The 21,212-nt window shown below is 43.0% G+C and carries 18 protein-coding genes; 6 read left to right on the top strand and 12 right to left on the bottom strand.

The features are described from left to right. Positions 1-295: 295 nt before the first annotated feature. Positions 296-2,074 carry an NHL repeat-containing protein gene (locus KIH87_RS01975; RefSeq protein WP_232359866.1) on the bottom strand — a complete coding sequence of 593 codons (1,779 nt, stop codon included), beginning with the start codon at positions 2,072-2,074 and terminating at the stop codon, positions 296-298. 546 nt (positions 2,075-2,620) lie between these two features. On the opposite strand from KIH87_RS01975, the gene pqqA reads away from it, so the two are divergent. The 6 genes from pqqA to KIH87_RS01950 all read left to right on the top strand — a co-directional run bounded on the left by pqqA (position 2,621) and on the right by KIH87_RS01950 (position 7,666). Then, positions 2,621-2,692, top strand: a complete 72-nt coding sequence (gene pqqA, locus KIH87_RS19450) for a pyrroloquinoline quinone precursor peptide PqqA (RefSeq protein ID WP_332460736.1) — start codon at positions 2,621-2,623, stop codon at positions 2,690-2,692. Positions 2,693-2,826: 134 nt separating this feature from the next. Then, positions 2,827-3,798, top strand: a complete 972-nt coding sequence (gene pqqB, locus KIH87_RS01970; protein WP_232359865.1) for a pyrroloquinoline quinone biosynthesis protein PqqB — start codon at positions 2,827-2,829, stop codon at positions 3,796-3,798. Between the two features lie 35 nt (positions 3,799-3,833). Continuing rightward, positions 3,834-4,598 carry a pyrroloquinoline-quinone synthase PqqC gene (gene pqqC / locus KIH87_RS01965; protein WP_232359864.1) on the top strand — a complete coding sequence of 255 codons (765 nt, stop codon included), beginning with the start codon at positions 3,834-3,836 and terminating at the stop codon, positions 4,596-4,598. 15 nt (positions 4,599-4,613) lie between these two features. Further along, positions 4,614-4,898: a pyrroloquinoline quinone biosynthesis peptide chaperone PqqD gene (gene pqqD / locus KIH87_RS01960; RefSeq protein WP_232359863.1), complete on the top strand. Its 285-nt coding sequence runs from the start codon at positions 4,614-4,616 to the stop codon at positions 4,896-4,898. Continuing rightward, entirely contained in the window at positions 4,891-6,045 is a 1,155-nt protein-coding gene (pqqE, locus tag KIH87_RS01955; protein ID WP_232359862.1) for a pyrroloquinoline quinone biosynthesis protein PqqE, read from the top strand. The genes pqqD and pqqE overlap by 8 nt, the downstream gene beginning before the upstream one ends. Before the next feature lie 43 nt (positions 6,046-6,088). Next, complete coding sequence (locus tag KIH87_RS01950) at positions 6,089-7,666, top strand: insulinase family protein (RefSeq protein ID WP_232359861.1); 1,578 nt, start codon at positions 6,089-6,091, stop codon at positions 7,664-7,666. Positions 7,667-7,675: 9 nt separating this feature from the next. On the opposite strand, the gene KIH87_RS01945 is transcribed toward KIH87_RS01950, so the two are convergent. The 11 genes from KIH87_RS01945 to KIH87_RS01895 form a co-directional block, all read right to left on the bottom strand. Further along, a complete protein-coding gene (locus KIH87_RS01945) occupies positions 7,676-8,260 on the bottom strand; it encodes a hypothetical protein (RefSeq protein ID WP_232359860.1) in 585 nt (194 codons plus the stop codon). 138 nt (positions 8,261-8,398) lie between these two features. Continuing rightward, the gene (locus KIH87_RS01940) at positions 8,399-10,303 is read right to left on the bottom strand and encodes a M1 family metallopeptidase (RefSeq protein WP_408635781.1); all 1,905 of its coding nucleotides are present in this window, start codon (positions 10,301-10,303) and stop codon (positions 8,399-8,401) included. Between the two features lie 109 nt (positions 10,304-10,412). Continuing rightward, on the bottom strand, positions 10,413-11,117 hold the full coding sequence (locus KIH87_RS01935; RefSeq protein ID WP_232359859.1) for a hypothetical protein: 705 nt from the start codon (positions 11,115-11,117) through the stop codon (positions 10,413-10,415). Positions 11,118-11,226: 109 nt separating this feature from the next. Continuing rightward, entirely contained in the window at positions 11,227-13,242 is a 2,016-nt protein-coding gene (locus KIH87_RS01930; RefSeq protein WP_232359858.1) for an acyltransferase family protein, read from the bottom strand. 22 nt (positions 13,243-13,264) lie between these two features. Continuing rightward, positions 13,265-14,338, bottom strand: a complete 1,074-nt coding sequence (neuB, locus tag KIH87_RS01925) for an N-acetylneuraminate synthase (protein ID WP_232359857.1) — start codon at positions 14,336-14,338, stop codon at positions 13,265-13,267. Positions 14,339-14,369: 31 nt separating this feature from the next. Further along, positions 14,370-15,524, bottom strand: coding sequence for a UDP-N-acetylglucosamine 2-epimerase (gene neuC, locus KIH87_RS01920; RefSeq protein ID WP_232359856.1), 1,155 nt, complete (start codon positions 15,522-15,524; stop codon positions 14,370-14,372). A 32-nt stretch (positions 15,525-15,556) separates the two neighbouring features. Beyond that, a complete protein-coding gene (locus KIH87_RS01915) occupies positions 15,557-16,534 on the bottom strand; it encodes an NAD-dependent epimerase/dehydratase family protein (protein ID WP_232359855.1) in 978 nt (325 codons plus the stop codon). Positions 16,535-16,578: 44 nt separating this feature from the next. Next, positions 16,579-17,460, bottom strand: coding sequence for a hypothetical protein (locus KIH87_RS01910; RefSeq protein WP_232359854.1), 882 nt, complete (start codon positions 17,458-17,460; stop codon positions 16,579-16,581). Beyond that, complete coding sequence (locus KIH87_RS01905) at positions 17,417-18,988, bottom strand: hypothetical protein (protein WP_232359853.1); 1,572 nt, start codon at positions 18,986-18,988, stop codon at positions 17,417-17,419. Before KIH87_RS01905 ends, KIH87_RS01910 begins: the two co-directional genes overlap by 44 nt. Before the next feature lie 27 nt (positions 18,989-19,015). Continuing rightward, entirely contained in the window at positions 19,016-19,783 is a 768-nt protein-coding gene (locus tag KIH87_RS01900) for a sulfotransferase family 2 domain-containing protein (protein ID WP_232359852.1), read from the bottom strand. Between the two features lie 94 nt (positions 19,784-19,877). After that, on the bottom strand, positions 19,878-21,206 hold the full coding sequence (locus KIH87_RS01895; RefSeq protein WP_232359851.1) for a flippase: 1,329 nt from the start codon (positions 21,204-21,206) through the stop codon (positions 19,878-19,880). Between the last annotated feature and the right edge of the window lie 6 nt (positions 21,207-21,212).

Raw genomic sequence — 21,212 nt, 5'->3', positions numbered from 1 at the left:
TTCCTACCTATATATATTTGGAACCCCCTAAGATATCGAGCAAAAAGAAACACAAATACGTCTTTTACGGGAAAAATTAGTACAAAAATACGGAATAAATTTCACCCGAAGAACAAAAAAAGACCACAAAAATATCCATTTTAAATATTCTATTTTTAGGATTTTCTGTCACCTCAGTTGCTAACTCCTTCACACGATTGTGTCGAACAGAGCTACCTGCACTGCCGTTATAAATAAAAAAAGCCGCTCGGTTGAAGGAGCAGCTTTTGTTCAAGTAATTAAAAAATATCAATCTTTACGGTGTAAACGGCTCTAGCGGGCCTGGCTCGGGGTCGATTGGGTCAATAGTAATCGGGTCGGTGGAAATCAGGAATTCCAACTCCATTTGCACACCGCGAATCAATCCCGCATTTTTACGATCGTGATCACCGCCCAAGGTTAATGTAGTGGTTGCCACAAACCCCGGGGACGCGCCAGTTTGATTGCGCACGTTAATCAAATCGTTATTGAATATCCATCCCGGTGCTGATGTATAGGGTGCGCCGTTGATAGAATATTCGCCATTATCAATCTGAACCTTAATCGCCACGTTATTGTTCAGATTCTGAACCTGAATAATATTGGAAGAAACCCATGAATAAGCGGGTTGCATGCCTTTATCCACAAACCCTGAAACTGGCGCAACAGCGAAGCGATTAGCGGAATCATTCAAGCGTCCTAGCGTATAACCCACGCCATTCATTTGATACTCGCCAATAGCCCAAACCAGACTGCCATCAGACTGGGGCTCAACAAACGTATGGTTAAACAAGCCTGCAAGGTAGGTGCTGTTTACAATGTACGGCGTCCATACAGTTACCACGCCTTGAGTTCCGAAATTGTGATCCAGATTACCCGAGCTATCCAGGCGAGCGACAATAGCTGGGCCATTATAAGTACCTCCTAGAGGATGATGACCTTGGATAGCAATCGCCAAACCACCCTCAGAGGATTGCGCTAATGAACCACAGTTATAGTGTTCCCCGGTCGGAGGTATAAGCCATGTTTGACCGTTAGTTCCCCAGCTGGCATCCATTTGACCGTTTTTGCCAAACTTGGTCACCACACAACGATCAAAATAGCCGCTTAGCGTTACCCTTGATAACAAATAGGTTTGCCCAAGGCGATCAACTTCAATAAATCCGGCCCAGTCAGCAGCCCAACCACCGTTGACAATCATATTCACACCTGTGCCATTAAAGGTGGTGTCTAATACGCCATTAGAGGTATATCGAGAAACAAAACTGCCCCACCCCGCATTTTGAACAAAGCCGCCAACAACGATTTCTCCGCTATCAAGCACTTTTACAGAACCAAGGTTAGTGGAACTAATAGTAGAAGGTGTAATCGGTAGTTGCCCAACCAACACCAAGCCATCACCCATTAAGCCGAAACTGATATCAGGGGTTCCATTTGGGTTTAAACGTAACAAGAATGAACCAACATTGAAGCTTTGTGATTTCCCGACAACAACCACTTTGCCATCAGGCTGCACCGCAACAGCAGTAAATACAGTATCGGTATTTGCTGGTAATCTGGGATGTGTGGAATGCAAATACATTCCCGCATTGGCGAAGCTGGTATCAATAAAGCCTTTACTGTCTAATTTATATATATAAGCATCATTTGAACTCGTTCCACCATGCCCCACAGCATACAGGTTCAGATCAGCATCAACAGAAAAACCTTCGACCACTGTCACTGGTACATCTGGCGGGCTATAGGTTACATAACCATTACCACCGCCAAAGGAGGTATCTAAAGCACCATTATTCAAGTATCGGACAAAAGACAGGGAATTCTGACCGTTAAACCCTGAGCCACCAATAATCATACGATCATCTGGCAACATCACAGCGTCGGTAATGTCTGAGCCGCCATTCGGTAGCGTTATTTTTGCCACACCGCCGTTACCAAAGCTTTGGTCGACGGAACCTGTGGCAAAAGCCACGCTGGAAACGGCTGTAAACATTGCGCCCACACACAAACGTTTTACAACACCTTGCCATTTTCCAAAATCATTTTGAGTAAACATAGTGAATCTCCATCACTGGTTAAATTAAGACATGTATAAAGTCACACCTCGCGACCTGCACTTGCCGTACTAAAACGTTCAACAAGCTGGTGGGTAATAATAGTTACGTATTGAAAGAAAAGTACCCGCAAGACTGTGACCTGTTTCACATATCGAAAAAACCCGTGAAGCAGTTCACATAATTCTGAAAGAGAAAGGATTTTTCATTGAGCGCGATGAAAGTAGATGCGTGAAAGCAGAGGTATGAAATCTGAGAGATATTAACGCTGATATAGTTGGAGAAGTTTTTTACTTCGTCTTTTACTTATTGATGTGCGTGTGATAATTTTACCCATACTGAATACTTTCAGGGTGATTGATAGCAGTTCTTCTACTCAATCATCTCGCAGCCCTCATCAAACTTGTAGAGAAAATTTACACTTTTTTTGGGTTGAATATTTCTCAAGCATCGCTACTTCTGGTAATAATGATGCTCAATATTGAATCGTTTTATTTGTCGCCTTTTAATTTATCTGGCCTTTTGTTTATTTTATTTAGGAGAACGTTATGTGGGTTAAACCTGATTTCGAAGAAATGCGTTTAGGTTTCGAAGTAACGCTATATATCAGCAATCGCTAATATAGAAACGCAGAAGAAAACATCCCTCACGCCAATTGTCATCGTGGGGGATTTTTTTATCTGTAACCTGTTCGGAATAAACTGAATTCTGGGTAAGCAATATTGTCATCCAATCACGACATTAGGATCTCGCAGTGGAAGTATTAGTATTAGGCTCCGGAGCTGGTGGCGGTGTGCCACAATGGAATTGTCATTGTCATAATTGCAAAGCCGTTCGAGAAGGTTCTCCTCACGTCACTGAACGCACCCAATCATCTCTCGCGGTTAGCCCAAACGGAAAAGACTGGGTTTTAATCAACGCCTCTCCCGACCTTCGTCAACAAATTAATCAATCGCCGCAACTGTGGCCTAATTGCGGAAAAAGCCGTGATAACAGCAGAGATGGAAGCACGATTAGTCGAGGCACGAACATTAAAGGTGTGATCCTCACCGACAGCCAAATTGACCATACATTAGGCTTGATGATCATGCGTGAAGGCTTACCACTTGATGTGTATTGCACCGACATCGTCTTTGAAGATCTCAGCCAAAGCTTACCCATTTTTCCTGTGATGAAGCATTGGCACGGCGGTTATCAAAGAAAAACCATCAACATTGATGCAGCCGGAAACAATCACCTTCCTGCGCCATTCAAAGTTGAGAAAGTGCCAGAACTCACCTTTTATCCGGTTCCCTTGTACTCCAATGCACCGCCCTATTCGCCCTACAGAGACAAACCCGTCCCCGGCAATAACATCGGCTTGAAGATCGTCGATGACAATACTGGCCACTCCGTGTTTTATGCGCCAGGCATTGTGGAAACCAACGACGATGTCGAAGCCTCTCTTGCCGAAGTGGATTGCGCCATTTTAGATGCCACGCTGTGGACAGACGATGAAATGATCAATCACGGGTTTAGTGAGAAAACCGGCAAAGACATGGGTCATATTTCCGTAGGTGGCGACACGGGCGTAGTCAGCCTATTGGAAAAATTTAACCTGAAACACAAAATACTGATACATATCAACAACACCAACCCCATTCTTGATGAAACTTCCAAAGAACATTTATTCCTCAAAGAACGGGATATTGTCGTCGCTAAAGACGGCATGGTGTTTAATATCTAACTTTATTGAAGTGCATAGAATAGAGGTTGTTGCCTATGACATCTGGACTTTCCAAAGACGAATTTCGCGCCCAGCTCATTGCCAAAGGCCAGTTCTACCATATTCATCACCCGCTGCATAAAAAGATGCACAATGGCGAATGTAGTAAAAAACAAATTCAGGGCTGGGTAGCAAACCGCTTTTATTATCACGCTTGCATTCCCATGAAAGACGCAGCCATTATGGCTAATTGCCGAGACAGAGCGGTAAGACAAGAGTGGATGCAACGCATTATCGATCAGGACGGCATGCTTAATTCCGACGGTTCACCGTCCGCAGGCGGAGTGGAAAAATGGCTGCAATTAGGTGAAGCCGTAGGGCTGAGTCGAGAAGACTTATTAGCCGAAACCTACGTGCTTCCCGCCGTTCGCTTTGCCGTTGATGCCTATGTGAACTTTGCCAGAACAGCATCCTGGCAAGAAGCGGTCTGTTCATCACTCACGGAACTGTTTGCGCCCAATATTCATCAAAGTCGGCTGAATTCCTGGCCTGAGCATTATCCCTGGATAGCCTCTTCCGGGTTAGCGTATTTTCAGAAGCGCTTAAGTGAAGCTCGTCGCGATGTCGAACATGGTTTGCAAGTAACGCTGGATCATTTTGTCACTCACGAACAGCAACAACGCGCACTCAATATTTTGCAGTTTAAACTGGACGTATTGTGGGTCATTTCAGATGCCATTCTTATGGCCTACGAACTGGGCTATGCCCCTTATGGCAATATTACTGACGAACCGGTTTATCACCGTAACCTGAACCTATAAGCACTGGATATCTTCATGAGCAACACTATCAATAAGAACGCTTCCATTCCCAGCTTGAACCCTCACTTTCGTCTGCAATATGAAAAAGCACAAGAATGCTTTGTGTTACTCTTTCCTGAAGGCATGATCAAGCTAAACGGCAGCGCCGGGGAGATCATGAATATGGTCGATGGACAGCGTACTCACGAAGACATCATTGCAGAACTGCAAGCCAAGTATCCCGAGGCGGGCGAATTAGGCGAACAAGTCATGGAGTTTCTTGCCATAGCTCAAGAAAAGCAATGGGTTCAGTATGAGTAGCACCTCTCAAGCAAAATCCAAACACTTACCATTATGGCTACTGGCAGAGCTTACCTACGACTGCCCGTTAAAGTGTCCCTATTGCTCTAACCCTCTGGATTTAGGTAGCAGGCAAGATGAACTGTCCACGGAACAGTGGCTGTCGGTGTTATCACAAGCGAGAGACTTGGGTGCAGTACAGCTCGGTTTATCTGGTGGTGAGCCCTTACTTCGAAAAGATTTAGAAACCATTGCTACCCATGCTCGTTCTATCGGTTTTTACTCTAACCTGATCACCTCAGGCATCGGCTTAACCGAAAAGCGCATTGAAAAGCTGAAACAAGCCGGACTGGATCATATTCAGGTCAGTTTTCAGTCTGCCGACCCGGATCTCAACGACACCATTGCAGGCCGAGGCAGTGCTTATCAGCAAAAACTGAAAATGGCACAGAAGATCAAAGCCGAAGGCTACCCCATGGTGCTTAACTTTGTCATCACCAAACAAAACATCCACCAGCTACCTGAAATTATGGAGTTAAGCTGCCAACTGAATGCCGATTATGTGGAGCTGGCCACAGTGCAATATTACGGTTGGGCATATCTGAATCGCCAACACTTAATGCCTACAAAAGCTGAGATAGACACTGCCGAGAACTACGTTAATCAGTTTCGCTCAGAGCAACTAAGAACAGGTAAACAACAACCCAAGTTTATTTTTGTTACGCCCGATTATTATGAAGAGCGTCCAAAAGCGTGCATGAACGGTTGGGCCACTACCTTTCTTAATATTGCACCTGATGGCACGGCCTTACCCTGTCACAGCGCTAAAATGCTGCCGCTGGATTTTCCCAATGTGAAAACTCATTCACTGGAAGAGATATGGCATTATTCCGATGCCATGAACCAGTTTCGCGGCACTGACTGGATGCCTGAACCTTGCCGTAGTTGCGATGAAAAAGAGAAAGATTTCGGCGGCTGTCGCTGTCAGGCTTACATGCTCACTGGCGACATGAATAATGCCGACCCGGTTTGTGGGAAGTCAGAACATCACCACCTGATAGAAAGAGCCAGAGAAAAAGCTTTGCAAGGCTTTACTTCTCACGAGTTAATACCTCGAGACAAAAAGCATGGCTTTACTGATCGAGATATCCTGCGTGTTAAGCTATAAATCGCCTTAAGATACTGATTGGCCTGAATTGAAGTGCATTAGCGTGATAAATCCTCAAACCACATTTCAAAAAATTGAACATGAATCAGGATTCATCCATCTGCATAGTGAAGACGCGACAAGCACTGGGTTTAGTGCCGTATTTGGCCTACGTACACCCAGTTTTGACGACTCTGGCCTCGCACATGCCTGTGAACATCTGGTTTTCCGAAGAAGTCTAAAGTATCCAAACCCTGCGACCTTATTTCAGTTAAGCAACTTGTTGGGCATTAAAATTAATGCTTCCACATTGTCTAACATCACGCTCTTCCATATTGAATCAACGAATCAGGAACACTTTCTTCTCGCGTTGGATTATCTGTCCTCTGGCCTATGGCAGACGGAGTATTCAGAACAGGATTTACATGAAGAAGTATTTCATTTCGGAAGTACAAAACAAGGCGTGATATTTCGTGAACTAAGCGGTTTTGAGCAATTAGCGGAAAACCAACATTACCGAGATTGGTCTGCCATTATTCGTGGCGATCACTCACCGGATCGCATTAATCATTCCGGCGGTTTTAGCGATACTCTGGCTCACATTAAGCTGGATAATATCAAGGCTTACTTTAGCAACTATTATCAGCCAGCAAACACCATACTTTTAACAACAGGTGATATATCACAAGAAACTATAAGTAAGTGTGTGCTTGCTAATATTTCTGTAGAAAATCTAAAGCAACACCGCTCTGTACGACACATTATAAGACCCATCGAGCCAGACTATTTACATGAAAACCATTCTGACAACAGCGTATTTAGCTGGTGGCTACCTCAAGATTGCTTTGCCTTTTTACATGCCAATGAAGAGTTACTGATACAACTGGCAAATGAGCATTCCTGTACCTTGCTTGCGTTGATCAGTGAGCTGAATAGTACCAACCAATTTGCTTTTCGTATTCAAGCGAATACGACTCAAATTCCTCCTTTTCAAAATGCGCTTCTCGCATGGATTGCAAAAGCGGAATTCCATTCAGAACCCATTTATTTGCAAGATAACTACTTGCCCAAACGCAAATATTCACCAACGATTAGGCAATTAATAATTAGCTACATTGAATTGAATAATTCACAACAAGCAGCGGAAATCACTACTCACGAACAATTGATATCACTGCTAAGCCAACTGCCTTATATGAGTTCCAGATCAAGTTTGCTCATTGCAGATGAAGAGATGAAGAGCCCGTCATACCAGCATTCCAAATTGCCAATAGATGCAATTACACTAGCATGGGAAGACGATATTCTTCCCGAAATTCAGCGGCTAAGAAGTAAGCCCGAAGTTGCCGCCCCCCCAATTAAACCATTTGCCTTACCAACGTTTATCACCGACCTCTATGAAAAAGCATTACTCAACTCGACTACAGATTGTTGGAATGTCATAGAGAACAAACAACATTGGCTAGCAGTAAGAAAGTTATCAAAACAAGAATACGAAAGCGCGCATAACACCGCTCGTTTAATCAGTGTTGCTCCACCAATCATAAAAAGCCGAATTAAAGGCTTTTGTTATTCAAGCCAATGCCAGTATGACCCTGAAGCCCAAACACTTGTCGCTTACAAGGTCTTTATAAAGAAATAACACGCTTGATTATTTAATCGCAGCAAACACCGCAGCGACGGCAGCAATTAACGCAACAGCAATTGACACCCGGCTCTGAACCTTCAAGGTCACATTATCGCTTTCAAGTTTGGTTTTAAGCATATTGTTTTGGGCATCAATAGATGCTTTTAAACTCTTTTCCTGCTCAGCCAGTTGCTTACTGAATCTCTCATGTGCGGCTGATAGTTCTTTGGTTAATCGATCATTTTCATGCTCTAAATTTACTTGTTCAGAAATAAATCGCACCAAAGAATTAAACAGTTCTGCGCTCAGAGGCTCTTGCGGATTTGGGTCATCGTCATCACCATTCAGTTCCAGATAACGTCGGCTATAACGAATTTGTAATGTATAAAAATGCTGAGCCACCTTGCCTTCGGGTGGATTCTTCTCTTTGACTCTGGATTTTCTGAATAGCCCTGGAAACCCATCCAAAACAGTACACACTTCTTGCTCTTCCAGATTTAGGTATTTAGCCAACCTTCTCGGCGTAAGGCTCGCCTTGTCAGTCATTGCCAGGTTGGTGACCAGTGCCAAAAGCACATCAACATGATCTGAATATTTAATATTACTCATATCTAAACTCCCTCTTTTCTATTCACATTAAACGCACTGTTCAAGAGACCCAAATGGCATGTAAAAACGGGACTAATAGAGTTACTCATTCAGCCCCGTTATATTTGTGCTTAGTTCAACCAATCCTTAAAAAAACGATTATTGAACAAAGTCTTCATTGGCTTTAACTGTTAGCGGATGGTAGCCCGACTTGGCCTGCTCGAAAGCCTTTTGAGCCAAGGCTTTGCCTTGTTCAGTTTTAGACAACTCACGATATAGCGGCTTCACTAACTTGTTACGACCAATGCTAACCAGATAGTTGTGCAGGCGTGGTAATGCGGGTTCATACCAACTATGTACAACATGCATTAACCAGGCATGAGCGATCTCATTGTTGGTCGATTGAGTCAACATGAACGCAGCATCCAGTTTTTGCATTTGTTCGGTTGTCAGCTTTTCAGGCATGTTATTCAGGAAATACAGCCACTGGTGAACAGTCCAGCCAGACGTATCAATATCTGCCGCAGCCAGCTTACCTTGCAACCATGCATTACGTGCGTCATCAACGATCACGAATGCATTGGATTGTGGTTCTGGCGCGCCTTCTGGAATGCCCGGCTCAAACACCCATTGATTAATACGAGCCATATTGAGCTTGTCTGGATATTGCTGCAACAACGTCTCTTGCAAGTAAGCAATAAACTGATCCGTTGTAATACTTTGGAAGGCAAAATGTTTAAAGTATTGCTTCAGGAAAGCATCGAAATTATCACGTCCGATTGATTGCTCGATTTCACGCAGGAACAACGCCCCTTTCTCGTAAGGAATATCAGAAAAAACATCGTCTGGATCACGTCCACGCAAATCAATGGCCAGAATTTCATCTTTCTCAGGCAATGCAGCGACATCTTCCTGTAGATCCTGATATCCAAGAACAGATTCCTGATCATAGCGCTCTGTGCCATAAACGATTTCCATAATGCGGTAAGTCAAATACGTGGTAAAACCTTCGTTCAACCACAAGTCACGCCAGGTTGCATTGGTTACCGTGTTGCCAGACCAACTATGTGCCAACTCATGAGCAATCAAAGAAACCAAAGACTTGTCACCTGCAATCACGGTAGGAGTGATAAAGCTTAAACGCGGATTCTCCATACCACCGAAAGGAAATGAAGGTGGCAAAATCAATAAATCGTAACGATCCCAGCTATAAGCACCATAGGTTTTCTCGGTGGCAATCAACATGGATTCCGTATCTTCAAACTCTTTCGCAGCAGCTTGCAACATGGAAGGTTCAGCATAAACACCAGTACGCTCACCCATGGCTTGGAATTGCAAATCACCCACACCTAACGCGATTAAATAAGAAGGGATAGGTTGCGGCATGGTGAAGTTGTACTCACCATCGCGAGGTGTCGTTGGATCATTCGCGGCACTCATCACAGCCAGCAATTCTTTTGGCGTATGAATAGTGGCATTGTAAGTGACGCGCACTTTAGGAGAATCCTGCAATGGAATGAAGCTACGCGCATGTGTAGCCTGAGCTTGAGTAAACAGGAAAGGATGTTTTTTACCCGCCGTTTGTGCTGGAGTTAACCACTGTACGCCCGATGCATTGGGGCTGGTAGCGTAATCAATGGTCACGCTGTTGCCTTTTGCTGGCAGCATAATTTCCAACGCTGCACCCATGTGAGATTCCGTTTCACGCAAGGTAAATGGTACGGCTTCACCATTGGCAGTGATGCTGTTAATAGTTAAATCACGAGTATCAACAATCAATTTATCTGCATCAGATGCTACTTTTTCATATTGCAGCTCCGCAGTGCCGCTCATCACTTTGGCATCAAAATCAACATTTAAGTCTAAATTGATGTGAGTGACTTTAACTTGTTCCGGATTACCGTAGGAATGATAGTCCTTACCCGATTGAATATCTTTGGACTGAGTCGCCGTTGTTTGGGATTTTGGCTCTGTAGCCGATTCTGTCGTTTGTTTTGTTTGCGGGTTACAAGCAGCCAATAGAGCGCAGGAAACCATCGCAAGCAGAGTTGTTCTATTTATCATGACACTTCCTCAAAATCTGTCGCGCAACATTCTAACGCAAACAGCAAGCGATGTGAGCAGGAAAGCTAAACCAATTTTATTTATCTGGAAGTATTACAAGCCATTTTCACTACAATTTGTGCCCCGTAAGATCCAAATTTGCAGAACCAACGCTCAATGTACGTTCTCTCGTCTTTTTCTGACCAGGTTGGGTAGCCGGACGATAATATGAACCTTTTAGCTGTCCAAATTGTCCTGGATTATGCAGAGCTCCCGGAGCCGGTGGGTGAAATTCAATATCCCTGCCAGTTGGCCTTGTCTCTGGTTGAGGTTGTGGCCCTTTCTTGCCCTTATTCTCCCATTTTTTCATCGCTCCTTTTGATACCGAAGTTCGAACTTCCTCTGCAATAAATCCCCCACCTCGGTTAGTTGGATTGTAGGGAGTAGAGCTTAAATCAGGATCACCACTTTTAACTAAAGGCGTTTGAATACGAGTATTAGGATCATGTCGAGCAGCAGTATATAGAAGCTGGGCATGATCTCTTAATACGGAATGCGGAGTGTTGCCATGCAATAAGTTCATATCCAATTCGTGATCTCTTGCCATTGCATGCAATTCAGAACCTGACGCTGAATATGCCCTCGTCATAATGTCAGTGGCTTCCGCTTGTCCCCGAATGAGACGACCCGATGGATGAAATAATTTGTCGCCGCGCCCCATAACTCTGGATGCATCCAATCTTTCTCTTCCTGTCACTGTCGGACTTTTCACCAAGCGCGCAGCATCTAACTCATCAGCAATAATCCGACGACCAGTCACTGGATTACTCAGCATCTTATTTCGTGGCAACATTTTTCGTTTCTCACTTAAGCGTCAAGCCAAACGATGAGGATAGACTAAAAATTCAACCATAACAAAACCAAGAGCTAATTTTCACAACGCTTTAATTAACCAGAGCTTTATACATAAGCTCGACCAAAATTCGGTTAATGTACAAAGATGGGTGCAAATCATCCGTAAAATAAAACTGACCATCCTTCCCGCCATAGCAAACGCCCTTATTGCGGTCACAGGTAACGTCTTTAGTATTAATCACCGAGACTTTATCTAACCCCTGAATATGTGACTGGATGTATTGTTCAAAAACAGCCGTTCTGTTATCGACTGCCGAAAGAGGAATTTCTAAATGCTCAAACAGGGATTGGGAATCATCAAAACGCTTGGCAATACGCACGGCTCTTGCAACAGGATCCCATCCATTTGAATATCCGGGAATAATAATGACAACCTGCTCCACCACATCCGTTAACGCCGCCAAAGAACGCTCAAATGATTCAAAGAAATCCTGTTGAATCTCTTCGTCACTGGCGCCAAGCCGCTTGGTAGCAACAATATTCTGGTCATAGCTAACACCACCTAATGTGTTGTCAAAGCTATCTTCCATAAAAGCCACTAACCATCGTCCACTCAGTACAACGATTTTATGTTGAGAAGGATGCTGAGCAATATAGTCAAGCCTTTGCTGCTGATATTCAGGCGTACATCTGTCAGAGCTACTTCGACCCACATAGATGGATAAGCCCATCAAGAAAGGGCAACCACTGGAAGACAAATCGACCATGGTTGAATACATCTGCTTTCTTTCGTAAACTGCTTCACTGAGCACTCTGGATAAGCTATCCCCCAGAACAAACACGGTTCGTTCAGGCGCGTCAATATCTCCTTTTAATTCACAGACCTCTCCCTTTGCAATATCAGGGAAACTACAGTTTCGACCCTCATGCTGTATTCCCATAAACGCCTTGGGTATCGCTATAATTTCTGAATCGAGCTGGATTTCCGTCGTTGGCTTAACCTTAAAATGCCCGTATAAACCCATGGCGATAAACAAGAACACAAACACAGAACAAACAATATACAGAACAGAAGCCTTTATCTTTTCTTTGCTTCTAAATGGTGTTTCTATCCATTTCCAGGTCACAAAAGCGAGCACCAAGCTCAGCAAGCACATAGCCAACATTAAGGCGAGTGAAAGGGGCTCTAGACTATAACTACGAGCAAACACAAATAGAGGTTGATGCCAAAGATAAGCGCTATAGCTAATTAATCCAATCAACACAAACACTTTACTGGACAACAATCGGGAAACCCTCGTTTCCGGAGTCGTAAAGAGTATGACAACCAAAGCGCCCAAGGTTGGGATAAGGGTATATAAACTCGGAGAAGGCGTACTTGCCTCAAACAGGAAAAAGCTTCCAACGATGCACACTATGCCCAACATCGAGAGAAGTTCATTTGCAGATCCGGGAAGTTTAATATGGCTTTTGTTTCGCAACATAAAAGCAGCCAACGCGCCCATTAACAATTCCCAGGCTCGAAATGGTAACAAGTAGAAAGAACTGGATAGAAACTGTGATGAGTAAAGGTGCGCATAACCCAAACTAAGGCAAAAAGTGGCTGCCAACATCACGAAAAAAAGCCGCGAACTCAGCTTCCATAACGCCATGATAATTAAAGGAAAAACAATATAATATTGCTCTTCTACCGCTAAGCTCCATGTATGCAGCAAAGGCTTTAATTCTGCTACCGTGTCGAAATATCCACTCTCCAACCAAAACAGAATATTTGAAGAAAAGGTGCTTACTGCCACTAAACTTTGCGAGTAGTTTTTAAGTTCATCCGGCGGCAACCACATCCAGGCTAGGGGCACAGTGACAGCCATAATGAAAAACAGGGCAGGTAAAATACGCCTTACCCTTCTTTCGTAGAAGTCGGTTAATCGGAATGTGTTTCTTTCAACATCGTTGGCAATAATTGAGGTAATCAAATATCCGCTAATGACAAAAAAGATATCAACACCAATAAATCCCCCAGAAATGAACGGGAAGCCAGCATGAAAAAGTATGACGGGAATAACCGAAACCGCTCGCAGCCCATCAATTTCAGGTCGGTATTGCATTGATTCTCAATAAAATTTTAAATTACTCACACAAAAAATCGCCAGCTTCATAATCTTGAGAGACCGTAGCTCCAATCATGTCCCAATACTTTGAAGGCGGCATTCCGGTTCCTGGGCGCATAATCGCCAAGTGCTGTTCTGTGATCACCTCGCCTCTTCGAATCGGCTTTGCAAGCACCAGGCTTTTTCGAACAGGTTCTAAATTCACCAACTCAGATGCAACAGGTCGCTTAACGCCATCACCAATAGCCGCTTCAACATTACGAATAGCCTCAACCATTTGCTTTAGTTCATGAGGTTCAAGAGACGCTTGATGATCAGGCCCTGGCAAATTCCTATCCAGCGTAAAGTGTTTTTCAATAATGGTCGCGTCCATGGTCACTGCGCTAATCGGTGCCCAAATACCAAGAGAATGATCAGAATACCCAGCATTCAAGCCAAAAGTTTTACGTAAGCGCTTTATTGCGGTTAAATTCAACGACTCTGCTGGAGCAGGATATTGGGAAACGCAATGAAGCAAACTCACTTTACTTTTTAATAACGTTCGGGCTCCTTCATCGAAATAAGCCGTTTTCCAATTCTGCTGAATATTTCGTCCCAGATTATCCAGATACCCACCTGCAATCACCATCAATGCCTGCTCAATTTCACCGACTGTCGCCATACCTGTTGAAAGGATGATATCCAAACCGCTTTTCGCGTGTTCATAAATAAGTGGCAGATTGGTGATTTCACCGGATGGAATTTTTAAACGCTTCAAATCCATTTCAGCAAGTAAGAATTGAAGGCTGCCGAAGTCAAATGCCGTCGACATAAACTCAATGTTTTTCTCTTCACAATATGCTTTTAACTTGAAATGGTATTCGTGAGGCAATTCCAGTTTTTTCAGCATCGCCACCTGGCTTTCTTCACTATCGGTCAGCTTTTTCTGATATTCAGCTTTACCTGCTTTATCCGTTGCCAGGCTTTCCGCTTTAAAGGTTTGAAACTTCACAGCATCAGCGCCAGCCTCAACAGCCACATCAACCAACCGCAAAGCTTTATCGAGCTCTCCATTGTGATTAACTCCCGCCTCTGCAATGATAAATGTACTCATTCTTTTAAACCTTCCAAGTCCTGATTAATGCTTAAGGCAAATCATAAAAATATTTTTTCGTTAAACTCGACAATGAAACAGACTTAAGCACCGACACAATTTTCTCGCTACTGCTGCCACCATCATAAGGGTTTTGAAGTGACGAAAGTTCGCCCGAGGCCCTTAACTTCATAGCTTCTTTAATCGCACTTTCAATATCGTGCTGCGTATTATCACAGTGAAGCACTGAATTCGCACATACCCGCCCCTGTTGGCGAGAGCCAATATTAACCGTCGCCACCTTAAATGATGGCGCTTCAATAATGCCGCTGGATGAATTACCAATCACGCAACCGCAATGAGCCAACGCGCTTAAATACCGAACTCGCCCAAGGGACTCGGTCAAGTAAACTCGCTCCGGATTGTTCTGCGCATACTCCTTCACCTTATTAATCAACTGACGACCATAAGTGTCGGCATTGGGAAAAGTTAGCAACACCTTCACATCAGGAAAGCAATCCAGAGCATTCAACAAAGACTCCATTCCCTCTTGCTGCCCTTTTGCATCTAACGTCACTGGGTGATAAGTCACCAGAAAAAAGCGCTCGCCTAAATCAAACTGAATAGACGCCTCCAATTCACTCAAGCTCATTCGTTCAGTTTTCGTCGCAGACTCAACGCCTAACGCTCCGACATGATGTACGTTTTCTGGCAGCTCTCCCATTTGAATTAAACGCTTTCGGTAAGTCTCTGTCGCAGGAAAATGAATATGCGACAACTTGGAAATAGCGTGTCGGATCGACTCGTCCATAGCGCCAAAAGTCGCCTCTCCACCGTGTAAATGTGCAATGGGAATATTGGCAAACATGGCGGCTTGTGCGGCTCCTAACGCTTCAAACCGATCACCTAATAAAATCACCAGGTCGGGTTGCAAGTTTCTGAAACTTTCAGCGATTCCTGCCAAGGCTAAACCAGTAGACTTTGAGACATCGACAGGAGAATCTCCTGATAGATGAATGTCTACTTTGTCGTGAATAATGAAGCCATCAGCTTCGATCTCTCTATAAGTGGAGCCAAACTCGGGGGACAAGTGCATGCCCGTCACAATAAGCTTTAACTCAAAGAATGGATCGGCATCCAATGCTTTAAGCAGCCAGTAAAACAGGCCATATTCAGCTCGCGTACCCGTGACGACACACACTTTCATATTTTATACGCCTGATTGAACCTGAATTCAGGTTATATGTTTTTATAACGTCCATCGTCCGGGTTAACGATAAAGCCATCTTTAACCACTTGCAGAATTTGTTCGATACCATCTGGCACCGTCTTGGTTATTTTGAAATTCAGAACATTAGCAATTTTGTCGCAATTAACTCGATAATCACGAGGGTCTTCCTGCCTTTGCACGTATTTGATTTTAGCGTCGGGCAAAAACTTCAAGATCTCATCGACTATCATCTTCTTCTGATAGTTTTCTTCGGTATTGCCAACATTAAACACTTCAAACGCCACTTTATCCTGTTCCGCATTGAACACTTCAATAACGGAGCGAGACAAATCCACGACATGACAGTATGGACGCCAGAATTGCTCGCCAAAGATCACCAACTCTCTGCCCAAAGCCAGTTCTTTGGCGAATTCATTAACGGTTAAATCGAAACGCAGGCGTGGAGATAAACCATACACTGTAGAGAAACGTAAGCAGGTGGGAATACAGGCTGTTCCAGATCCCTTTTGAGACAGGAGAAATTGTTCAAACGCCACCTTCGTTTCAGCATATAAAGACACGGGAGCTAGCGGAGATTCTTCATTCACATAACCCGCTTCGTCATCCATCTTGCCGTAATTGCTGCATGTGGAAGCAAAAATAAACCGTTTCACTCCCACTTTCTGCGCAATGTCATACAACTGTTTAGCGCCGTCTAAATTGATGGATTTGGTCAGTTCTGGTTCTTTCGCACAAGCAGGATCGCCCACTATCGCCGCTAAATGCGCGACATAATCAATACCTGTTAATACCTCTTCCATGAGTGCAGCATCACGAATATCGCCTTTAATGAAAGTAAAGCGAGGATCATTCAACAGCTCAACGATGCTTTCACCACCAAAACTCAAATTATCAACCACCACCACAGAATAATCCTGAGCCAGCAACAATCTGACCAACACACTTCCGATATAGCCTGCGCCCCCGGTGACTAATACTTTCTTCATTCATTCCTCATTTAATAAAACTATCAAGATTAAATGCTCAGATATCAGGCTTTTCTATTTTCGTTTTTACATTCAAACATTGAAGCAAGTGCAGACTCTGGATTCGTCAAATAGACCTTGGCCTTTAATCTTTTGCTTAACACCAACATGGCATCGGTAAGCTTGATGCCTATTTTTTCATCGTTAACAGGATGGACTCCGGAAGATAATTCTTCATCAGAAAAAGGATTGGGAATTTTAACCGTTAGCCATTTACTGTTTTCTTCATAGAAATATTTCGATGAATTCAAATCAATGCCCACCAGCAAGATTTCCTCATATCCCATGGCATCCGCCCAATGACAGATAGAAAACAAAGAGGCTCTTGGCTGAAAAAAATATCTCGATGTCAATTTAAAGAAATCCAGAATATCCAGCAACTGCGCTAACTTTCGGGTTGATCTCAAGTGTATTGGAAACGTGATTGATAATTTCAATTCAGAAAACGGTTCAAGCAGTTGCTTGCCTTTTGCATTAGTGTTTTTCAATATGAAATGCCGCAGCATTCCCTTTTCCTGTTTTTTTACAAGCTCGGGATATAAAAACTGTTGGTGTTGCCTTAATAACGTACCTCTGGGCAACTCGTAAAAATAAAACTCAATATTCACAGGCAACAAAGCTGCGTAGCTAAATGCCGCAACATCATAATCGCCAAGCTGCTCAAAAAAATCATCATCTAAATCATTAACACTTGGCCCACACCCGATAATGGCCAATTTCCGTTTATGGCCAGACTGAGTGAATTTACCAACAGGCTCGATAGACTGCCGTCCCCATACCTTAATTTTCACGTAGTGATACAACATATGCAGCAAATTAAACGCAATCGACTGCGCCAACAGCTTATGCAATAAGGTGTTTAATTGCCTGGAAATGAGCTTGGGCATTTAACTCTTCATCTATATTTTTATAATTCAAGCTGGAAGCGCCGCCAATAGCGGCATAAAAATCATAATCCTTGATCAACTGAGCGTAGGCTTTCACCAAATAAGGTTCTGGTTTAAAACCATCCTCAATACTTTGTACCGCATCTTTTAGGTGATTTTGCTCTGCAATGTAAAAGACACCATGGCATGGACGAAACCATGAAATAGCAAAGCTCAATGCCGGAATACCTCTGGCAACCGCTTCCCAACAAACAGTTCCGCCAGCAGAGGCAACCGCTTCGCAAGAAGACATAAGCTTAAATGAATCCAGAGATAATCCCATTAACGACACATTGGGAATATCATTCAGCTCTTGATAATAACGCTCGTCACGAAAACATTCGCCAAAGCGAGTGTAGCTGCTAATAAACTGGCTAGGATGCTCTTTCACCAAAATATGCCAGGAGTCATCTAATTGAGAAACCAACCACTTAACCAAATAACGCTGATCAACAAAACGCCCCGCAAGCGGGCAAGTGGACTTTTCCGGCTGGTATTGCAACGCAACATAAATGAACTTTTTCCCTTTGGGTAAAGTATTCATATCTGTCACCGCAAAGCGCTCATAAACCTGTTTAATCTTGCGTTTTGTATGGATTGCCTTGAGCTTATTAATGATGTATTCCCGATAAGAATAGTGGGAACTCATCATGGTATGTCCGGCTTTGTACTGATCTGAACGAATCGCTGTGTTTTTGATAAAGCGCGCAGCCACATTCCATGCTGTTGCCCATGTTTTCTTAATAGTCTTCAAAGAAGGTAGATTAAACTTTTTCTTCGATGCTAACTTGTTGTATTCGTCTACCTGATCCCAAAGATGCTCTTTAAGGATCGTCTGATAATCTGCATTCAATTTCTGAAAATAGGCTTCAATCTGCTGGGAAATCTCTATTTTCTCCTCTGAAGAATAAAAACGCTCAGCCAACTCGGCATAACGCTGATTTAACTCAGGAAAACCGTCTTCAAAGTCGTGATAAGGCAAAATACCCAGCTCCGAGATGGTGCGTGTGGTCATAATGGTCTGAATACCAAGCAATTTGGCGACCAGATAAAGGCCATAATCGGCAGCTTGGTGAGGTTCCTCCTCAAACCAGATCAAATCAATTTCATACTTTCGAATGATGTGCTTCCAAAGTCCCAAAATATGGTAATAAAAAGCCAAACGTTCTTTATACTCAAAAGCGGAATCATTCGAGTCATTGCGCTGCAACATATAGAGAAAGTTGTGTTCATATTTGGCGAGCCTTTCAAGCTCGTCAGGGGAAGGAGGAGTAATATCTGATAGCAACACGCCTTTAGGCAGGATCCCTTTAACCACATCAAAATAATCATATTGCAAGGCGTTTGGATAGTGCTGTTTGACCAACTCACGGTTTTCATCCGCAACAAACCAGACAGCAGGTTGCCAATTCAATTCTTGCGTGAATTTTTGAACGGTAAGAACGGAATAGGGTTGATAGCTGCAAACCAATAGTCTTTTATTATTCATATTATTGAGGGACATATAAGCTAACTGTCACGTTCTCATTTTCACGTAAAAATCGACTAACGAAGTACCGCACTTTAGATAGCTTTGAGCAAGCTTATCCATAAAAGTACCCGAATTCGCTCGCATTGCATCAAGACGTTGACGATGCATTTGCTGATCAATCTGATTTCTCTCTAAAACGATTCGTCTAACGTTATCAGAAACATCAACACTGGTAACGGCTTTATTGTGAGTAATGTATAAATTAAAAGCACCGAAACCCAATAATTTACATATTTCAATAAATGATTCATCGAAAAGCTCAGTTACACCAACAAAATCAAAGTCTCTGGCAATATTATCCTCAGCTTTACTTCTCAACTCTTGACCATAATTATCGCCAATTAAAATATCGTCACCAGCGATGATTTTTGCTTGCCCATCTTCCAGTACGTAATTCAATTCGTGAACACCTGACTTTTCAATATCCTTCCTCTCTAATTGAACAAACTGTTCCAGGCTAATCTTGTTCTGTTTCAGATATAAACCAATTTTTGAGCCTTCATTATGAAGCGAATAAACATAGTAGGAACGTATTCGATCCACCGGGTCTCGCAGTAAAGTGAAGTATCGAGACTCCCCTTCCAGCATAGAGTGAATCCCATATGGATAATGTCCTGTTACCAGTTTTGCCTGATTAACAGTAGCGATCTTGTCATGATCTTTTGAGCGCAAAATATCGTAAATATTACCTAAAGACTCTTCTTGAAAAACCAGCGTGGTTTTACAAAATGCTTCTCCATATTTTCTGAGCAAAAACTTCTCTAAGGTTTTGCCTGCGGTTTTGACTTGATGAAGAAAAATATATCGAGTGTGCATCGCTTCAATGAATAACAATAATAAATTTTGACTAAACCAACATTCTACTTTTTACATAGATGTCACGGTAAAACTTGCCGTCTATAAGTAAATTCAACGCAGCAATATTGTGCCTTATCATCGGCCTCATTTCTCTAATCAGGCAAGGTAGAATGAATTGATTTAAAAAGTAACTCGCCACAGATGCAAAAGCCGCTCCCTCCAATCCCCAAATTGGTATCAGTATGATATTTAGAACCAGATTCACACTTAAAGTAATAACACGAAGATAAAACAAAGGCTTAACCACACCTATCAACACACAATATTCAGCCTGCAACGAGCCGATGCTGACAAACACAAAGTAACAAGCAAATATCAAAAACAAACTCGTTGAATAAATGAACTCGTCTCCCACAAGAAAAGGGATCACTATGTTACCAAGCCCAACTAACCCAATTCCCACCAGCAAAGCCAATATACTTTTCAGTGCAGTGACCTCCCGATATCTCTGCCAAAAACGCTCCACAGACTCAAAATACAGTTTATTGAGCATAGGCGTAACAGACAGATTAATGGAATGAATCAAAAACGTCAGAATAGAAACCAACTGAAACAACAAGGTATAGCGCCCCAAAGAGGCTTCATCCAGATATTGATAAATAACGACTTTGTCCAATTGAAAATATAATGTTCCCACCAAACCACTAAAAAATAACGGCCAGGAAGCATTTAAGATTCTCTTGGATTCAGTAAGTTGAAACTGTAACTTGTCCAGCGCTAATTCAGGATCCCGATAACGCAGAAACATAAAGCTGATACTGACAACCGCAGTCTCAAGTAATACCGGCAATGTGAACCAGACGACATCTAATCCAAGCCAGATAATCAACAACTTGGAAAATGCCGAAGCGAACAATCCCAAGACCCGAACAACTGTGACATATTTTGAACGTAGTTGGTGTCGATAAAATACTTCGAAAACGTTGCCAACTGCGATGAAAAAGGCAAATGACAAAACAAACACCATCAACTGCAATTGGCTATTGTCAGGATAAGCAAATGGCACTACAAAATTCATTAACGCAGAGGCTAGAAAGGCACCGAAAAGCCTTAATAGAAGAGAGCCGCCTATGAGTTTCTCCGGTACGCAATCTTGCGTTTCCAGCTCTTTCAGCAGAAAACGTTCCAATCCTAACGTACCAAATACTGCAAAAATGGAGTAAAGGGTCAAAGCAATAGAAATCGCACCTAAGCCATCAGCACCCAAATACCGTGCGACGAGTATACTGGTTAAAGCAGTCAAGCCAGCTTTACTGACTTTTTCAACCAATATCCAATTGATATTGTTGAAAATTCTTTTGGGTAAAGAAGCTGTCATATTCTA

Origin of the sequence: Paraneptunicella aestuarii (genome assembly GCF_019900845.1) — a bacterium.
Taxonomy (GTDB): domain Bacteria; phylum Pseudomonadota; class Gammaproteobacteria; order Enterobacterales; family Alteromonadaceae; genus Paraneptunicella; species Paraneptunicella aestuarii.
The sequence above is the reverse complement of the archived record's forward strand: the minus strand, read 5'-3'. Positions and strand labels throughout refer to the sequence as shown.

Bases quoted from the DNA above. Each gene is read 5' to 3' on its own strand.
- KIH87_RS01975 (WP_232359866.1), bottom strand. From the start codon at position 2,074: ATGTTTACTCAAAATGATTTTGGAAAATGGCAAGGTGTTGTAAAACGT.
- pqqC (WP_232359864.1), top strand. From the start codon at position 3,834: ATGACATCTGGACTTTCCAAAGACGAATTTCGCGCCCAGCTCATTGCC.
- pqqD (WP_232359863.1), top strand. From the start codon at position 4,614: ATGAGCAACACTATCAATAAGAACGCTTCCATTCCCAGCTTGAACCCT.
- pqqE (WP_232359862.1), top strand. From the start codon at position 4,891: ATGAGTAGCACCTCTCAAGCAAAATCCAAACACTTACCATTATGGCTA.
- KIH87_RS01945 (WP_232359860.1), bottom strand. From the start codon at position 8,260: ATGAGTAATATTAAATATTCAGATCATGTTGATGTGCTTTTGGCACTG.
- KIH87_RS01940 (WP_408635781.1), bottom strand. From the start codon at position 10,303: ATGATAAATAGAACAACTCTGCTTGCGATGGTTTCCTGCGCTCTATTG.
- KIH87_RS01935 (WP_232359859.1), bottom strand. From the start codon at position 11,117: ATGCTGAGTAATCCAGTGACTGGTCGTCGGATTATTGCTGATGAGTTA.
- KIH87_RS01930 (WP_232359858.1), bottom strand. From the start codon at position 13,242: ATGCAATACCGACCTGAAATTGATGGGCTGCGAGCGGTTTCGGTTATT.
- neuB (WP_232359857.1), bottom strand. From the start codon at position 14,338: ATGAGTACATTTATCATTGCAGAGGCGGGAGTTAATCACAATGGAGAG.
- neuC (WP_232359856.1), bottom strand. From the start codon at position 15,524: ATGAAAGTGTGTGTCGTCACGGGTACGCGAGCTGAATATGGCCTGTTT.
- KIH87_RS01915 (WP_232359855.1), bottom strand. From the start codon at position 16,534: ATGAAGAAAGTATTAGTCACCGGGGGCGCAGGCTATATCGGAAGTGTG.
- KIH87_RS01910 (WP_232359854.1), bottom strand. From the start codon at position 17,460: ATGCCCAAGCTCATTTCCAGGCAATTAAACACCTTATTGCATAAGCTG.
- KIH87_RS01905 (WP_232359853.1), bottom strand. From the start codon at position 18,988: ATGAATAATAAAAGACTATTGGTTTGCAGCTATCAACCCTATTCCGTT.
- KIH87_RS01895 (WP_232359851.1), bottom strand. From the start codon at position 21,206: ATGACAGCTTCTTTACCCAAAAGAATTTTCAACAATATCAATTGGATA.